The sequence below is a fragment of the Streptomyces sp. BK239 genome (genome assembly GCF_004217285.1).
Lineage (GTDB): Bacteria > Actinomycetota > Actinomycetes > Streptomycetales > Streptomycetaceae > Streptomyces.
Genome location: NZ_SHKS01000002.1, coordinates 266,526 through 281,807 on the forward strand (window position 1 = coordinate 266,526; position 15,282 = coordinate 281,807).

The 15,282-nt window shown below is 72.5% G+C and carries 12 protein-coding genes; 5 read left to right on the forward strand and 7 right to left on the reverse strand.

Features of this window, described 5'->3' with window-relative positions:
* Nucleotides 1–157 precede the first annotated feature (157 nt).
* Nucleotides 158–814 (forward strand): phosphatidylserine decarboxylase, encoded by a 657-nt coding sequence (locus EV567_RS07095; RefSeq protein WP_130437800.1) that lies wholly within the window; start codon nt 158–160, stop codon nt 812–814.
* Between the two features lie 22 nt (nt 815–836).
* The gene (gene pssA / locus EV567_RS07100; protein WP_130438297.1) at nt 837–1,655 is read left to right on the forward strand and encodes a CDP-diacylglycerol--serine O-phosphatidyltransferase; all 819 of its coding nucleotides are present in this window, start codon (nt 837–839) and stop codon (nt 1,653–1,655) included.
* Between the two features lie 264 nt (nt 1,656–1,919).
* Here the strand turns inward: pssA and EV567_RS07105 are convergent, their stop codons facing one another.
* Nucleotides 1,920–3,038 (reverse strand): glycerate kinase, encoded by a 1,119-nt coding sequence (locus EV567_RS07105; protein ID WP_130438298.1) that lies wholly within the window; start codon nt 3,036–3,038, stop codon nt 1,920–1,922.
* A 231-nt stretch (nt 3,039–3,269) separates the two neighbouring features.
* On the opposite strand from EV567_RS07105, the gene EV567_RS07110 reads away from it, so the two are divergent.
* Nucleotides 3,270–4,346: an ADP-ribosylglycohydrolase family protein gene (locus EV567_RS07110; protein WP_130437801.1), complete on the forward strand. Its 1,077-nt coding sequence runs from the start codon at nt 3,270–3,272 to the stop codon at nt 4,344–4,346.
* 50 nt (nt 4,347–4,396) lie between these two features.
* Complete coding sequence (locus tag EV567_RS07115) at nt 4,397–4,888, forward strand: NUDIX hydrolase (protein WP_130437802.1); 492 nt, start codon at nt 4,397–4,399, stop codon at nt 4,886–4,888.
* Nucleotides 4,889–4,945: 57 nt separating this feature from the next.
* Here EV567_RS07115 and EV567_RS07120 read toward each other — a convergent pair whose 3' ends face one another.
* Nucleotides 4,946–5,146: a type II toxin-antitoxin system VapB family antitoxin gene (locus EV567_RS07120; RefSeq protein WP_130437803.1), complete on the reverse strand. Its 201-nt coding sequence runs from the start codon at nt 5,144–5,146 to the stop codon at nt 4,946–4,948.
* Between the two features lie 73 nt (nt 5,147–5,219).
* Here EV567_RS07120 and EV567_RS07125 point away from each other — a divergent pair, with 73 nt between their 5' ends.
* Nucleotides 5,220–5,975 (forward strand): Sir2 family NAD-dependent protein deacetylase, encoded by a 756-nt coding sequence (locus tag EV567_RS07125; protein WP_130437804.1) that lies wholly within the window; start codon nt 5,220–5,222, stop codon nt 5,973–5,975.
* Here EV567_RS07125 and EV567_RS07130 read toward each other — a convergent pair.
* The 5 genes from EV567_RS07130 to EV567_RS07150 all read right to left on the reverse strand — a co-directional run bounded on the left by EV567_RS07130 (nt 5,961) and on the right by EV567_RS07150 (nt 15,158).
* On the reverse strand, nt 5,961–6,443 hold the full coding sequence (locus EV567_RS07130) for a methylated-DNA--[protein]-cysteine S-methyltransferase (RefSeq protein ID WP_130437805.1): 483 nt from the start codon (nt 6,441–6,443) through the stop codon (nt 5,961–5,963). The genes EV567_RS07125 and EV567_RS07130 overlap by 15 nt on opposite strands.
* A gap of 39 nt (nt 6,444–6,482) precedes the next feature.
* The gene (locus EV567_RS07135) at nt 6,483–7,961 is read right to left on the reverse strand and encodes an AlkA N-terminal domain-containing protein (protein WP_130438299.1); all 1,479 of its coding nucleotides are present in this window, start codon (nt 7,959–7,961) and stop codon (nt 6,483–6,485) included.
* Between the two features lie 116 nt (nt 7,962–8,077).
* Entirely contained in the window at nt 8,078–9,508 is a 1,431-nt protein-coding gene (locus EV567_RS07140; protein WP_242620738.1) for a hypothetical protein, read from the reverse strand.
* 141 nt (nt 9,509–9,649) lie between these two features.
* Nucleotides 9,650–11,062, reverse strand: coding sequence for a dihydrolipoyl dehydrogenase (lpdA, locus tag EV567_RS07145; RefSeq protein WP_130437806.1), 1,413 nt, complete (start codon nt 11,060–11,062; stop codon nt 9,650–9,652).
* A gap of 166 nt (nt 11,063–11,228) precedes the next feature.
* Nucleotides 11,229–15,158: a glycoside hydrolase family 2 TIM barrel-domain containing protein gene (locus tag EV567_RS07150; RefSeq protein WP_242620710.1), complete on the reverse strand. Its 3,930-nt coding sequence runs from the start codon at nt 15,156–15,158 to the stop codon at nt 11,229–11,231.
* Nucleotides 15,159–15,282 lie beyond the last annotated feature (124 nt).

A 15,282-nucleotide genomic window follows, 5' to 3' on the forward strand; every position in this document is an offset into this window, starting at 1 on the left:
GGGTGTTTTCTTCGAGAAGAAGATCACACCCCGTCAACCCGCTCCGGCCGCCGACTCGGCTTCTTGACTTACCCAGTTGCGGCCTCGAACCGCTACCATCGCGGTAAGCCGCCGTCCCCCTGTCGAAGCGCGGCGTCATCCGCTACGAAGGTCATCCATGCCCCACAGCCAAACCTCTGCACCTCGCGACAGCCTGGTCGGCGTACGCCTTGCGCGTGGAGCATCGCCGTGGCTTCTCCCGACCGTCGCCACCGCAGCCGTCAGCCTGCTCCGCGCCCGCCGCTCCGGCGCCGCGAAGGCCGTCGCCGTTCCCGCCACCGCTCTGGCGGCGGGCATGCTGTGGTTCTTCCGCGACCCCGAGCGCGAGATCGCTCAGGGCCGGGTCATCTCCCCCGCCGACGGTGTGGTGCAGAGCATCATGCCGTGGAAGGACGGGCGTACCCGGGTCGCGATCTTCATGAGCCCGCTCAACGTCCACGTCAACCGCGCCCCGCTGTCGGGCACGGTGACGTCGGTCGAGCACATCCCGGGCGGGTTCGTGCCGGCGTTCAACAAGGAGAGCGAGAACAACGAGCGCGTTGTCTGGCACTTCGACACCGAGCTCGGTGACATCGAGATGATCCAGATCGCCGGCGCCGTCGCCCGCCGCATCGTCCCCTACATCCCTGAGGGCACGAAGGTCGAGCAGGGCGAGCGCATCGGTCTGATCCGCTTCGGCTCGCGCGTCGACATCTACCTGCCCGAGGGCGTGGAGGTCGCGGTCGAGGTGGGGCAGAAGACCGTGGCGGGGGTGACTCGCATTGACCGTGATTGACCCACAGACCCAGTCGGGCTGGGTGCCCGAGGCCGACGAGGCGGACGACGAGGAGGAGATGCCCCTCTCTCTGCGGCTGTCGATAGCGGACACCCTCACCCTCGGCAACGCCACGTGCGGCTTCATGGCGGTGTACTTCACCACCACCGGCATCCTGATCCCGCACCTCACCGGCAGCCAGGAGACCGGCATGGCCCGCCACAGCGCGGCCACCGCGGTCATCCTGATGCTCTGCGCGGCGGTGTTCGACCTCTTCGACGGACTGGTCGCCCGCAAGCTGCGCTCCTCGCCCATGGGCGCGGAGCTGGACAACCTCTCCGACCTGATCAGCTTCGGCCTCGCGCCGGCGTACTTCGTCCTCGTCTACGGCATGGTCGCCAACGACGCTCACCAGCGGGTGGCGGCGGTCGGCGCGATCATGGTGCTGCTGGCGGTGGTGCTCAGGCTCGCCCGGTTCTCCTGCGTGACGGTGAAGGACGGCACCTTCCAGGGCATGCCCTCGCCGTTCGGCGCGCTGACGGTCGTCTCCATCGTGCTGCTGGAGCTGCCCTTCGAGGCCACGCTCCTCGCCATCCTGGGCACCGCCTGGCTGATGGTGAGCCGGGTGGAGTACCCGAAGCCGCGGGGTCGCCTCGCCGGCGCGATGCTCTCCTGGATCGTGCTGTCGATGGGCCTCCTCGCCGCCTGGGCCTTCGACGCCCCCGGCGGCCAGCTGCTCCTCCAGGCCGGCTGCGCGCTGCAGCTGGTGATGGGCGCGGTGATCCCCCTGTTCGCCACGGCACGCCGGGTGAACAACTTCCGCGGCAACCGCCGCGAGGCTCGCGCGGCGCAGCTGCCGTAACGCTCCGCTGAGGGCCCCGGACCCGGCTCGGGTCCGGGGCCCTTCGCGTTCCCCACACCCGGCACCGGCGTGACCGCTTGCTGGGGGCTCCGCCCCCGGACCCCCGACCTATGCCCACCCACCACTCGACTCGCTGGGGAGAAGGGTGAGCGCACCCAGCCCGTCTGGGGGTCCCCCCTCTGGGGGAGTTTGAGGACGAGGCCCGTTCAGGGCCGAAGCGGGGGGCTGGGGGCGGCAGCCCCCAGGACGGGAGGAGACCCCCGCTCAGGACAGGAAGTCGTGTCCGATCCGCTCCGCGGTGCGCTCCAGGATCGGACCGGCCTCGGCGATGCACCGGGCCACGTCCGGCTCGACCTCGGTCAGCGCGTACACCCGCCGGATCCCCGCCCGCCCCAACGCCTCGGGCGGCAACGTCACCCGCCCGCACACCGCGACCACGTCCTTCCCCGCCGCCCGCGCCGCCGCCGCGACCCCGGCCGGCGCCTTCCCGTGCAAGGTCTGCTCGTCCAGCGACCCCTCCCCCGTGACGACCAGCTGCGCCCACTCCAGCGCCGGCGCGAAGCCCAGCACCTCCAGCATCACCTCGATCCCGGCCCGGAACCGCGCACCGAGCAGCAGCGCCCCGTACCCGATGCCGCCCGCGGCCCCGGCGCCCGGCGCGACCGCGTACTCCGCCGCCTTCGGCCCGGCCGCCGCCTCCAGCACCTTCGCGTACCGCGCGAGCGCCGCGTCCAGCGCGGCCACATCGTCCGGGGAGGCGCCCTTCTGCGGCCCGTACACGGCCGCTGCGCCCTTCGGCCCGGTCAGCGGGTTGTCGACGTCGCTGGCGAGGATCAGCTCGACCGAGCCCAGCCGGGGGTCGAGGCCCGAGAGGTCGGCGCGCGCCATGTCCGCGAGGCCGCCGCCGCCCGGGGCGACCGGCTCGCCGTGCGCGTCGAGGAGACGCGCGCCGAGCGCGGACAGCATGCCCGCGCCGCCGTCCGTGGTGGCGCTGCCGCCGACCCCGAACACGATCGTCCGCACGCCCGCGTCCAGCGCGGCGCGCAGCAGCTCCCCGGAGCCGTACGTGGACGCGGTGAGCGGGGCGAACACACCGGCCGGGAGGCGCTGGAGTCCGCTCGCCTCGGCCATCTCCACCACCGCGGTCTCCCCGCGCACCGCGAAGGCGGCGGTGACCTCGTCGCCGAGCGGGCCGGCGACCCGTGCCTCCCGGCGTTCGAACCCGGCCGCGACCGCCGCGGCGACGGTGCCGTCACCGCCGTCGGCGACCGGCAGGGCCTCGACCTCGACACCGGTCACGGCCCGGCGCAGCCCGGCCGTGACCCGCTCGGCGACCTCCACGGCCGTCAGCGAGCCCTTGAACTTGTCCGCGGCCACGAGCACCCGCCGGATGCCCTGCCGTGCAGCGTCCGCCACCTTCCCAACCCCTCGCTCCCCGGGCCCCGAACCCGTCGGGGCCAGTCACGCCGCAGCGACCCTATCCGCCCCGCGCCCCCGCCGTCATGCCCCGCCCGCCCCCTGGACCGGTGCCGTCCCACAAGCGGTTCCACAGGTGCGGGGCGCCGATGACGGTCCGCCGGGCCGGAACACCGCGCTAACGGGTACACCACAACCATGACGACCCTCGTGGGCACCGAGACAGAGCTGGCCGGGCGTGTGCTCGGAGGCTGGCTGGGCCGGGTCGCGGGCAACATGCTCGGGAAACCGGTCGAACAGGGCGAGCTGTGGACGCGTGAGCGCATCGACCGCTACCTGCGCCGGGCCGACGCCCTCCCGCTCACCGACTACCTGCCCGAACCGGCCGCCGGGGACGACGGCCCGCCGCTGCGCCCCGAGTGGCGGGACTGCGTGCGTGGCCGGATCCACGGCAGCTGCCGCGACGACGACGTCGACTACGCCATCCTCGGTCTGCACCTGCTGGAGACCCACGGCTTCGGCTTCAGCACGGAGCAGGTGGGCGACCTGTGGCTGCTGCGGCTGCCGTACCGGCAGACGTTCACGGCGGAGCGGGCGGCCTACCGCAACCTCGCCAACGGGCTGAAGCCGCCGCTGACGGCGACGTACGACAACCCGTACCAGGAGTGGATCGGCGCGCTGATCCGCGCCGACGTGTTCGGCTGGACCCGCCCGGGCGATCCGCGCCGCGCCGCCGCGCTGGCCCGGCGCGACGCGGTGCTGTCCCACACCGGCAACGGGGTGTACGGCGCGATGTGGGCGGCGGCGCTGGTCTCCGCGGCGTTCACCGCGCCGACGGTGCGGCACGCGGTGGAGGAGGCGCTTGCAGTGATCCCGGCGAGCAGCCGCCTGTCCCGCGCCGTGCGCCGGGTCGCCTCCCTGCACGAGGCCGGCCTCGGCTGGGAGGACACGCTGACCACGATGGCCGAGGAGACGGCGGGCCTGGGCTGGATCCACACGGTGCCGAACGCGGCCGTCCTCACCGCCGGGCTGCTGTACGGCGACGGCGACTTCACCCGGACCATCGCGCTCACCGTGCGCGGCGGCCTGGACACCGACTCCAACGGGGCGACGGCCGGTTCCGTGGCCGGCGTGCTCACCGGGGCCGACGCCATCCCCGCCCAGTGGACGGAGCCGCTGGAGGACACCGTGCGCAGCGCCGTGTTCGGTTTCGACGGGGTGCGGATCAGCGAGCTGGCGGAGCGCACGCTGCGGCTGGTCGGAGCGGACGGGTGACCGTGCGTGACGGGGACCCGCGTCCCGCCGGCGCTGGCTAGGCTGCCTCCATGACCGCTGCTGACTACGCCACGTACATCGCCTCCCTGCCCCGTGTCCTGGCCGGTGCGGCCGCCGTCTTCCGCGACGCGGAGGGACGGGTGCTGCTGGTCGAGCCGAACTACCGGGAGGGGTGGGCGCTGCCCGGCGGCACGATCGAGTCCGACGACGGCGAGACCCCGCGGCAGGGCGCGAACCGGGAGACGCTGGAGGAGATCGGCCTCGACCGCCCTCTCGGGCGGCTCCTCGCGGTGGACTGGGTGCGCGGCGAGCACCGGCCGCCGCTGGTGGCCTACGTGTACGACGGCGGGGTCCTCGAAGAGGAGGACCTCAAGGCGATCCGCCTCCAGGAGGAGGAGCTGCTGTCCTGGCGCATGGTCCCGCGCGAGGAGCTCCACGAGTACCTGCTCGGCGGCCTGGCCCTGCGCGTGGCGGCCGCCCTCGAGGCGGTGGACGCGGGCGCGGGCACGGCGGAGCTGGAGAACGGCGTCCGCGTGGGCTGAGCGGCTGACAGGGCTGAGCCGACGGCGGCTGCGGGAGCCGCCGTCAACTCCCCGGGGTCAGCCCTCGGTCTGCCGCGGCCGGTCGTCGATCTCGCGGAGCGCCTCGTCGCGGGCGGCCGCCCGCGCCTCCGTGCGGTGCCCGCGCTCGATGTAGTCGCGCACGACGAGTTCCACGGCGTCCTGCGGGTTGCCTACCCCCGCGAGCACCATGGCCTCGACGACGAGTTCGGCGTCCAGAGAGACAGTCACCTTCGCCATGGCGGCAAGGTAGCACCCGCCCGCCCCGCAAACCGTTCGCGGGTCGCGGATGCCTCGTCCTACCCTCGGTGACATGACCAAGCCACTCGTCGCCGTGCTCAGTGGAGCGGGCATCTCCACGGATTCCGGGATCCCCGACTACCGCGGGCCGCAGGGGCTGTGGCGGCGGGATCCCGAGGCCGAGAAGCTCGTCACCTACGAGTACTACATGGGCGATCCGGAGATCCGGCGGCGGTCCTGGCAGATGCGGCGCAAGAACCGCACCCTGTCGGCCGAGCCGAACGCGGCGCACCGCGCGATCGTCGACCTGGAACGGTCCGGCGTACCCGTACGGGTCATCACCCAAAACGTCGACGGACTCCACCAGATGGCCGGCCTGCCCGCCCGCAAGGTCCTCGAACTGCATGGCTCGGCACGGAGTTTCGTGTGCACCGGGTGCCATGCCCGCGGCCCCATGGAAGAGGCCCTCGCCCGCCTCGACGCCGGCGAGGACGATCCGCCCTGCCGGGAGTGCGGCGCCATCCTGAAGTCGGCCACCGTCATGTTCGGCCAGCGCCTCGACCCGGTCGTCCTCGGCGAGGCCCTTGCCATCGCCAAGGCCTGCCAGGTGTTCATCGCCGTCGGCACCAGCCTCCGGGTCCAGCCCGCCGCCGGCCTGGCAGGCGTCGCCGCCGATCACGGGGCCCGCCTCGTCATCGTCAACGCCGAGCCGACGCCCTACGACGAGGTCGCCGACGAGGTCGTACGGGAACCGATCGGGACGGCGTTGCCGCGGCTGCTGCGGGAGTTGGCCGCGGCGGATCGCCGGCCCCGGTCAGAAGAGGGCTGAGCCGCTTTCGAAGGACAGCAGGCGCCGCTTGCGGTCCAGGCCGCCGCCGTAGCCGGTGAGGCTGCCGTCGGCGCCGACGACGCGGTGGCACGGGACGATGATGCCGACCGGGTTCCTGCCGTTGGCGAGGCCCACCGCACGGGAGGCCGTGGGCGCGCCGAGGGCGTGGGCGAGGTCGCCGTAGGTGCGGGTCTCGCCGTAGGGGATCTTCCGGAGTTCGGCCCAGACGCCGCGCTGGAACGGCGTGCCGTCCAGGCGCAGCGGGAGGGTGAACTCCTTCAACTCGCCCGCGAAGTAGGCCCGCAGCTGGTCTTCGGCCTCGGCGAAGAGGCGGTCGCCGCGGGCGCCGAAGGAGTCCTGCGCGGGCCGGTGCCGCTGGTCGGTCATGTAGAGGCCGCACAGGACGCCGTCGTCGGCGACGAGCGTGAGGGGGCCGTAGGGGCTGTCGATGACGGTGTGCTGCTTCATGGCGCGTCCGTTCGTCGGGCTGCGTCGGTCCGAACGTGCTCAGACCGGAAGGAAGTTGATCGGGTGACTGTCCGTCGCCCACAGGTACTGGACCGCGTAGGCCCGCCAGGGCCGCCAGGCCGCCGCCCGCGCGGTGAGCGCCGCCGGGGTGGAGGGCAGACCCAACTCCCGTGCCGCACGCCGGACTCCGAGGTCGGTGGGGAGGAACGCGTCGGGGTCGCCGAGGGCGCGCATGCCGATGACGTCCACGGTCCAGGGGCCGAAGCCGGGGAGGGCGAGGAGCCGGGCGCGGGCCTGAGCCCAGTCGCTGTCGACGTCCAAGTGCAGTGTGCCGTCCGCAAGTCGGCTGACGAGGTGGGTGAAGGTGGCGCGGCGGGTGCGGGGCATCGCCAGGGACTCGGGGTCGAGGGCGGCGAGCGCCTGAGGGGTGGGGAAGAGGTGGGTGAGTCCGCCCTCCGGGTCCTCGACCGGGTCGCCGTGTGCGGTGACCAGGCGGGCCGCGTGGGTGCGGGCGGCGGCGGTGGACACCTGCTGGCCGAGCACCGCGCGCACGGCGAACTCCGCCTCGTCGACCGTGCGCGGGACGCGGCGGCCCGGAGCCTTGTCCACCAGCGGCGCGAGCAGCGGATCGGCGCGCAGTTGGCCGTCCACGGCGACGGGGTCGGCGTCCAGGTCGAGCAGGCGCCGGCAGCGGCTGATCGCGACGGTGAGGTCGCGCGGGTCGCTGAGGACGAGACGGCAGCCGATGTGGTCGGGGTGCGGGGTGAGCGCCACGATGCCGTGCCCGTGGGGCAGCCGGAGCGTGCGGCGGTACGCCCCCTCGCGCCACTCCTCGACGCCGGGCACGCCGGTCGCCGCGAGGTGACCGAAGACGTTGTCCGGGTTGAACGGGGCGCGGAACGGCAGCCGCAGCTGGAGGGCGCCGGGGGTGGCCGGGCGCGTCCCGGTCCTCTCGGGCCGGCGGCGGGTGCGCAGTTCACTCGGGGAGAGGGCGAAGACCTCGCGCACGGTGTCGTTGAAGGTGCGGACGGAGGCGAAGCCGGCGGCGAACGCGACGTCCACCATCGGCAGTTCGGTGGTCTCGATGAGGAGCCGTGCGGTCTGGGCGCGCTGGGCGCGGGCCAACGCGAGCGGTCCGGCGCCGAGTTCGGCGAGGAGCTGGCGTTCGACCTGGCGGGCGCTGTAGCCGAGGCGGGCGGCGAGACCGGGCACTCCGTCGCGGTCGACGACGCCGTCGGCGACCAGGCGCATGGCGCGGGCGACGAGGTCGGCGCGCTGGTTCCACTCGGGGGAGCCCGGGCTGGTGTCGGGGCGGCAGCGCTTGCAGGCGCGGAACCCGGCCTGCTGGCAGGCGGCGGCGCTGGGGTGGAAGGTCATGTTCTCCGGCTTGGGCGCCACCACGGGGCAGCTGGGCCGGCAGTAGATGCCGGTGGTCAGGACCGCTGTGAAGAACCAGCCGTCGAACCGCGCGTCCTTGGACCGCACGGCTCGCACACAGCGTTCCCGGTCGGTGTGCATCGCGTTGCGCATGCGTTCAGCATCGGCCACCGGGCTCGCGGGCGCTGGCGAGAATCCGACATCGACCTCGCCCGGCCGGGACCGTCGCCGATCGCCTCACCGTCGCAGCCCGCGCCTCAGGGCGGTGGGGGCGGAGCCGGTGACGCGGGCGGCGGGGAGGCGGGGGGCTTGCTCAGCGAGCCGGGGGCGTTCGGCGGGCCGGGGGCGTTCGGCGAGACGGGTGTGTTCGTCGGGCCCGGCGCGCTGGGCGCCAGGAAGTCGACGACGCTCAGCGCGAAGAGCAGGGCGAGGGCGAGACCGATGACGACCCAGCCGGTCGGGTACGGCCACAGCACGTAGGCCAGCACGGCCGCGCCGGTGAGGATCCAGGTGATCCAGGTGCGGTAGCGGGCGACGAACGGGCCGACGGGTCCGGTGCGCATCCCCGCGTGGTCGGCCGTCGTGCGGACGGCCCCGATGCCGGAGTGCCACAGCCCGCGCACCAGGCCGGCCCGGCGGCCGGGCCCGGTCAGCCAGGCGGCGAGGGCGACCACCACGCCGAGGGCGACCACCACGCGCACCCCGGTGCGCAGGAAGCGGGTCAGGGTGTCGTAGACGGTCCCGGCGGCGGCCTGGGACACGTCGGCGGGAAGGGCGTCGAGGTAGACGACGCGGAAGACGGTCAGCGCGATGCCCAGCAGCAGGGTGGCGAGGGCGAAGCACAGGGCGGCGGCGACCAGGGCGCGGCGGCGGCGCGTGGCGAGCAGGACGCCGGCGGCGACCAGCAGGACGGCGACGACGGGCAGCCACACGCCTGCCAGTTGCAGCAGCCGGAAGTAGGTCTTCGCCTCGCCGATCTTCTCGGATCTGAGGACGGTGAAGCTGGTGTGGACCTGGGGGATCTTCTCGGCGACCGTGAGGCCGTCGTCGACCAGGCGCTGCTTGACCTCCTCGACCACGGGGGCGAGGTCGATCGTCACGGTGTCGTTCTCCAGCTTGACGGCTCCGCCGCCGCTGCCGGTGAGGGCCTTGTCCAGGGCGGCGTGGACGCGGCGGTTGGCGTCGGTCCAGATCCGCTGGAAGGCGTCGGAGGCGACGACGGCCTGGGTCTTGTCCTGGACGAAGCTGCGGACCGCGTCCTCCAGGGAGTCGCCCAGTTTCCCCAGAGCCTTCTGCAGGAGCGGCCCTTGGTCCTTCGGGGCCACGTCCTGCAGCAGGGCGGGCAGGTCGAGGTGGCTCATGACGGCGTCGGTGACCCGGCCGGCGACGGCCTTCTGGATGTCCTCGTCGGCGGCGAGCGGCTGGACGGTCTGCACATAGCGGTCGGTGTCGCCGACGATGTCGGCGCTCCAGGCGGCGACCACGCCCAGCGGGGCCAGGAGGCAGCCGAGGACGATGAGGATCACCGCGAGGACGGAGCGCACCCGGTGCCGGGAGGGCCGGCGGGCGGCCCCTTCCGTCTCGCGCGTGCGGTGTCCGCTCTCCAGGGCCGCGATCCGGGCCCGCAGCTCCCGGAGCTCCGCCTGTGCGGCGTCCCCGCCGTCCGAGGGGGCGCCGCCGACGGGCATGTCCGGTGTGTCCGGCATGGCTGAGGCTCCCTCGTCCGGATCGGTGCTGGAGATCCAGCACATCGCGGACGACCCCGACCGGCGACCGAGCCGCACCCGTACGGGTGAGCGGCCCCGCCGTGCCTCGGTGAGGCGCCGGCCTCACATGTTGATCATGTGGCCGGCGAGCCCGTGCACCGCTTCCTTGACCGCCTCCCCGAGCGTCGGGTGGGCGTGGACGTTGCGGGCGACCTCGTGGACGGTGAGGTCCCACTGCTGGGCCAGGGTGAGCTCGGGGAGCAGCTCGGTGACGTCGGGGCCGATGAGGTGGCCGCCGAGGAGTTCGCCGTACCTGGCGTCGCTGATCAGTTTCACGAAGCCGGTGGTGTCGCCGAGGCCGTGGGACTTGCCGTTGGCGGTGAAGGGGAACTTCGCGACCTTCACGTCGTGCCCGAGTTCGCGGGCCTGCGCCTCGGTGTAGCCGAAGCTGGCGATCTGCGGCTGGCAGTAGGTGGCGCGCGGGATCATCGCGTAGTCGAGTTCCATGGTCTCCGCGCCGGCGAGGGTCTCGGCGGCGATGACGCCCATCGCCTCGGCGGTGTGCGCCAGCATCAGCTTGGCGGTGACGTCGCCGATGGCGTAGATGTGCGGGACGGAGGTGCGGCAGCGGCCGTCGACGTCGATCGCGCCGCGCTCGGTGACCGTCACGCCGGTGTTCTCCAGGCCGTACCCGGTGACGTTCGGGGCGAAGCCGATGGCCTGGAGGACCTTGTCGGCCTCCAGGACCTGCCGGGCGCCGTCCTTGCCGGTGACGGTGACGCGGACCTGGGGCCCGGACTCGTCGATGGACTCGACGCGGGTCGAGGTGAGGACGCCGATGCCCAGCTTGCGGTACTGCTTGGCGAGTTCGGCGGAGACCTCGGCGTCCTCCAGCGGGGCGACCCGGTCCAGGAACTCGACGACGGTGACCTCGACGCCGTAGTTGTGCAGGACGTAGGCGAACTCGACGCCGATGGCGCCGGCGCCCGCGATGACGACCGACCGCGGGAGGTCCTCGGCGAGGATCTGCTCCTCGTACGTCACCACGCGGGCGCTGCGCTTGGTGCCGGGCAGGAGTTTGGGGGTGGCGCCGGTGGCGATGACGCAGTGTTCGAAGCCGAGGGTGCGGGTGGTGCCCTCGTAGTCGGTGACCTGGAGGGTGTGGGGGTCGAGGAAGACGCCGCGGCCGTCGAACTCGGTGATCTTGTTCTTCTTCATCAGGTAGTGGACGCCCTTGACCCGGCCGTCGGCGACCTTGCGGCTGCGGCGGAAGGCCTCCCCGTAGTCGAAGGAGACCTCACCCTCGACCTTGATGCCGAAGGTCTTCGCCTCACGCGTGAAGATGTGCGCGAGTTCGGCGTTGCGCAGCAGCGCCTTGGTGGGGATGCAGCCCACGTTCAGGCAGACGCCGCCCCAGTACTTCGCCTCGACGACGGCGACCCGCTTGCCCAGCTGGGCGGCCCGCACCGCCGCGACGTAGCCGCCGGGACCGGCGCCGAGGACCACGACGTCGAAGCGTTCGTCCAGCTCGACCATGGGAGGTTTCCTTTTCCGTGAAGTGTGTGACGGCTGATGCGTCGTTGCGGTCCGATTCTTCCTCGTCCCCGGCCGGGGCGCGTGAGTGATCGGACACTGTTCCCGACATCACGGCGGGCACGGCCACCGGACGGTGGCCGTGCCCGTGGGGGTGGGCCGGCGGCGGCTACTCGGTGGTCGCCGTCGGCCTGCGGGAGGCCTGCGTCGCCTCACCGGTGTTCTTCAGGGGGCGCAGCCGGTAGGTGTACGAGTAGTCGCGGTCGGCGAAGAGCTTGTACTCGTCGTGGGTGTGGGCGCCCCAGCTGTTGTCGCCGCCGACTCCCATCTGGCGGTGGTTCAGTCGCAGGACGACCTCCTTGCGCGGGGTGAGCTGGAAGTCGTGGCGGGCGCCCACCGAGAGGTCCTCGGGGGTGAAGTGGGAGGCGTTGACCTCCAGGAGCGGTTCGCCGGAGACGAGCAGGCCGGCGCCGTCACGGTCGGTGAGGGCGATCCAGCGGACGTCGGTCTTGTTGCCGTTCTCCTGCGGGCGCAGGTAGGGCGTCCACTGTCCGGTGACGGTGCCCGAGTACAGGCCGACGTCGGTGGCGTCGTTGCGGTCCCAGTGGTTCTCCTCGGGGCCGCGGCCGTAGTAGTGGATCCGCTCCAGGCGGTCCGGGAGGAACAGCAGGGTGCCGACTTCGGGGATGTACGGCAGGGAGGCCGCCCCCGGGTGCAGGGTGTTGTCGACCTTGATCTCGCCGTTGCCGAACACGGTGTAGGTGGTGGTGTACGTCGATCGCGTCGTCGTCGGCAGGGTGCCGGCGACCTTGATCTCGACGGCCCGGTCGCGCAGCGCCCGCACGCTGACGCCGGTCACCTCGCGCCGCGCGCCGGCGTCGCGCCAGGTCTGGTTGCGGGTGTGCTGGCCGTTGCCCCGGTCGTTGTCGGTGGGGGCGCGCCAGAAGTTGGGGACCGGCCCGGAGGTGATGAGCTTCTCGCCGCCGGCCCGGTACCTCGTGATGACGCCGGCCTTCTTGTCGACGGTGACCGAGAAGTCCTCGCCGGTGACGGTGACCGACGTCTCGTCGTCCCGGAAGCGGAGCGCCGGGACGCTGTCCAGCGGCACGGGCGTGACGGCGGGGCTGCCGGCGTCGACGGCGAGCTGCTGCCGGGCCACCTCGAAGCCGGCCTTCGCCCACTTCGTGTCCTCCCGGGTGGTGAAGGACAGGTTCAGGAAGTACTCGGCGCCCGGCGCGGGGTCGGCCGGCAGGGCGAAGGGCACGGTGACGTGCTTGCTCGACAGCGGCGGGACGTCCAGCTGGTCGCGGCTCAGCTTCCCGTGCTGGACCGTCTTGCCGTCACAGACGAGTTCCCAACTCCCGTCGAACTCGCGGAGGTCGGTGAAGAGGTACTCGTTGGTGAGGGTGACCGGCGCTCCCTGGGCGAGCCGCCCGGCGGCGGCCGGCGCCACGCCGACCGCCTGGTAGATCCGCTTGACCTCGGCGGACTTGCCGGTGAGTCCGCGGTCGGCGGTGACGATGCCGTCGCCGGAGAAGGCCCCGTCGTTGGGGTTGTCGCCCCAGTCGCCGCCGTAGGCGTAGAACGTCTTGTCGCGGGACCGCTTCTCGGTGAGCCCGACGGTGGCGGCGTCGAACCAGAAGCGCACTCCGTCGTCGCCGGGGCCGCGGCTCTCGGAGGCCAGCTCGGCGGCGCTGAGCGGGCGGGCGTAGACGCGGGCCCGCCGGACGGTGCCGCTGAACTCGCGGGTGGGGTTGTCGACGTCGGTGGCCAGGGAGAGCGAGGCGGTGTTGTTGTCGGGCCTGCGGGTGGTGCTCCGGGTGGCCCGGGCCACGCCGTCGACGTGGAGGGTGACGGTGCCCGCGGTCGCGTCGAAGACGCCCGCGACGTGGTGTTCGCGGCCGGTCCAGTCGTCGGGGAGCGCCCAGCTCGCGGTGACCCACTGGCCCCCGCCGTGGATGAAGAACTCCAGGGTCCGGTTGGTCTGCTTCAGCGCGTACTGGGTGTCGCCCTTGGCGATGATCGGCTGGTGGTAGCCGGTCACGTGCGGGGTGATCCAGGCTTCCAGGGTGAGGGACCCGGTGAGGTCGAGGCCGGCGTCACGGGCGAAGACGGTGCCGCCGGAAACGCCCTTGTCCCGGCTGAAGGAGCCGCTGGGCGCGATGACCTCGCCGCGCAGCGCGGCGGGGCCGGACTCGGTGAGCAGCTTGCGGTGCGGGGCGGGCCAGCTGAGGGCCTGGTCGACGAAGTCCCAGATCCAGCCGCCCTGGAGCACGGGGTAGCGGCGGACGAGGTCCCAGTACTTCTTGAAGTTGCCGCTGGAGTTACCCATGGCGTGGGAGTACTCGATCATGACGTAGGGCCGGGTGTCCGAGGTGTCCTTGGCCCGTGCCTCGACGCGGGAGGGGCTGTCGTACATCTCGGAGCGGATGTCGCTGATCCCGGGCCGGTCGTCGCCCTCGTACTGGATGACGCGGGTGGTGTCGTAGGAGCTGATCCAGTCGTGCATGGCGTTGAAGGTGGTGCCGCCGCCCGCCTCGTTGCCGAGCGACCAGATGACGACCGAGGCGTGGTTCTTGTCGCGGTGGACCATGTTCTGGGCGCGGGCCACGCAGGCGGTGGTCCACTCGGGGTGGTTGCCGGGGTATTCGCCGCGGATGCCGTGGGTCTCGAGGTTGGTCTCGTCCACGAGGTACAGGCCGTACTCGTCGGCGAGTTCGAGCCAGACGGGGTTGTTGGGGTAGTGCGAGGTGCGCACGGAGTTGATGTTCAGCCGCTTGATGATCTCGATGTCCTGGACCATGTCGGCGCGGGTGAGGGCCGAGCCGCGGACCGGGTGCATCTCGTGCCGGTTGGTGCCCCGGAGGGAGACGGGTTTGCCGTTGATGCGCATCAGCCCGTCCCGCAGCGCGAACTCCCGCAGACCGACCCGGTGGGACAGGGTCTCGATCACCTGGCCCGCCGGGTCGCGCAGTTGGAGCACCGCGGTGTACAGCTCGGGGTGTTCGGCGGACCACAGGCGGGGCGCGGGCACGGCCTTCGCGGCCTGTACGGTGCTCTCCCCGCCGGCGCCGAGCGTGACGCTCTGCTGCAACGGCCGGGGCCACACCGGGTGTCCGCCCGCGTCGTACAGCTGGGTCTCCACCGAGTAGCGGCCGGCGCTCCGGCCTCCGTAGTCCCGCACGCTCGCGGTGACCGACAGTTCGGCGGCGCGGTAGTCGTCGCTGAGCGGGGTGTCCAGCCGGAAGTCCCGCAGGTGCACGGCGGGTGTGGAGTAGAGGTAGACCGAGCGGAAGATGCCGCTCAGCCGGATCATGTCCTGGTCCTCCAGCCAGTCGCCGTCGGAGTAGCGGTAGACCTCGACCGCGATCTGGTTGGACCCCGGCTTGAGGTGCTCGGTGATGTCGTACTCGGCGGGGTCGTAGGAGTCCTCGTGGTAGCCGACCAACTCCCCGTTGATCCACACGTAGTGGGCTGACTTGACGCCTTCGAAGTGGAGGAAGGTGCGTCGTCCCGTCGTCCAGTCGCGGGGGACGTTGAACGTGCGGCGGTACTGGCCGACGGGGTTGTAGAGGGTCGGCGCGGCCGGCGGCTGCGCCTCCTCGCCCAGGCCGTTGGGGCCCCACCACGGATAGGTGATGTTGATGTAGATCGGGCGGTCGTAGCCGTGCAGTTGCCAGGCGGAGGGGACGGGGATGGAGTCCCAGTCCCGGTCGTCGAGGTCGGTGCGGAAGAAGTCGGCGTCCCGGTCGTCGGGGCTGTCGGAGTAGGCGAACCGCCACTTGCCGTCGAGGCTGATCCGGTGGGGGGAGTCGGTGCGGTCGGCGGCCAGCGCCTGGGGGACGGTGGCGTACGGCATGAGCGTGGTGTGCGGGGGCTCGGCGCCGAGGCGGAAGACGTCGATGTGCCCGTTCCACTCGGGGGTCGCGGCGGCGCCGGGGGCGGGCTCGGCGGCCGCGGCCGGGTGGCCGACGGCCGGCCCGGACAGGGCGAACGCGCCGAGGACGGCGGCGGACCCTTCGAGAAGACGACGGCGGCTGACGACGGCCCGCTGGGGGCGGTTCTGCCGGTCCATGGACGACACGTGCGGCTGCGACATGACCATGACCTTCCACGGGACGAACCGTGCGGCTGCACGGGACGAGGGTGCGTCAGATCTTGTCCGTTCGTGTTGAGAAAACGAACAGGGCCACGCCGTGTTGGCTGATTATCAACTTAGTTCG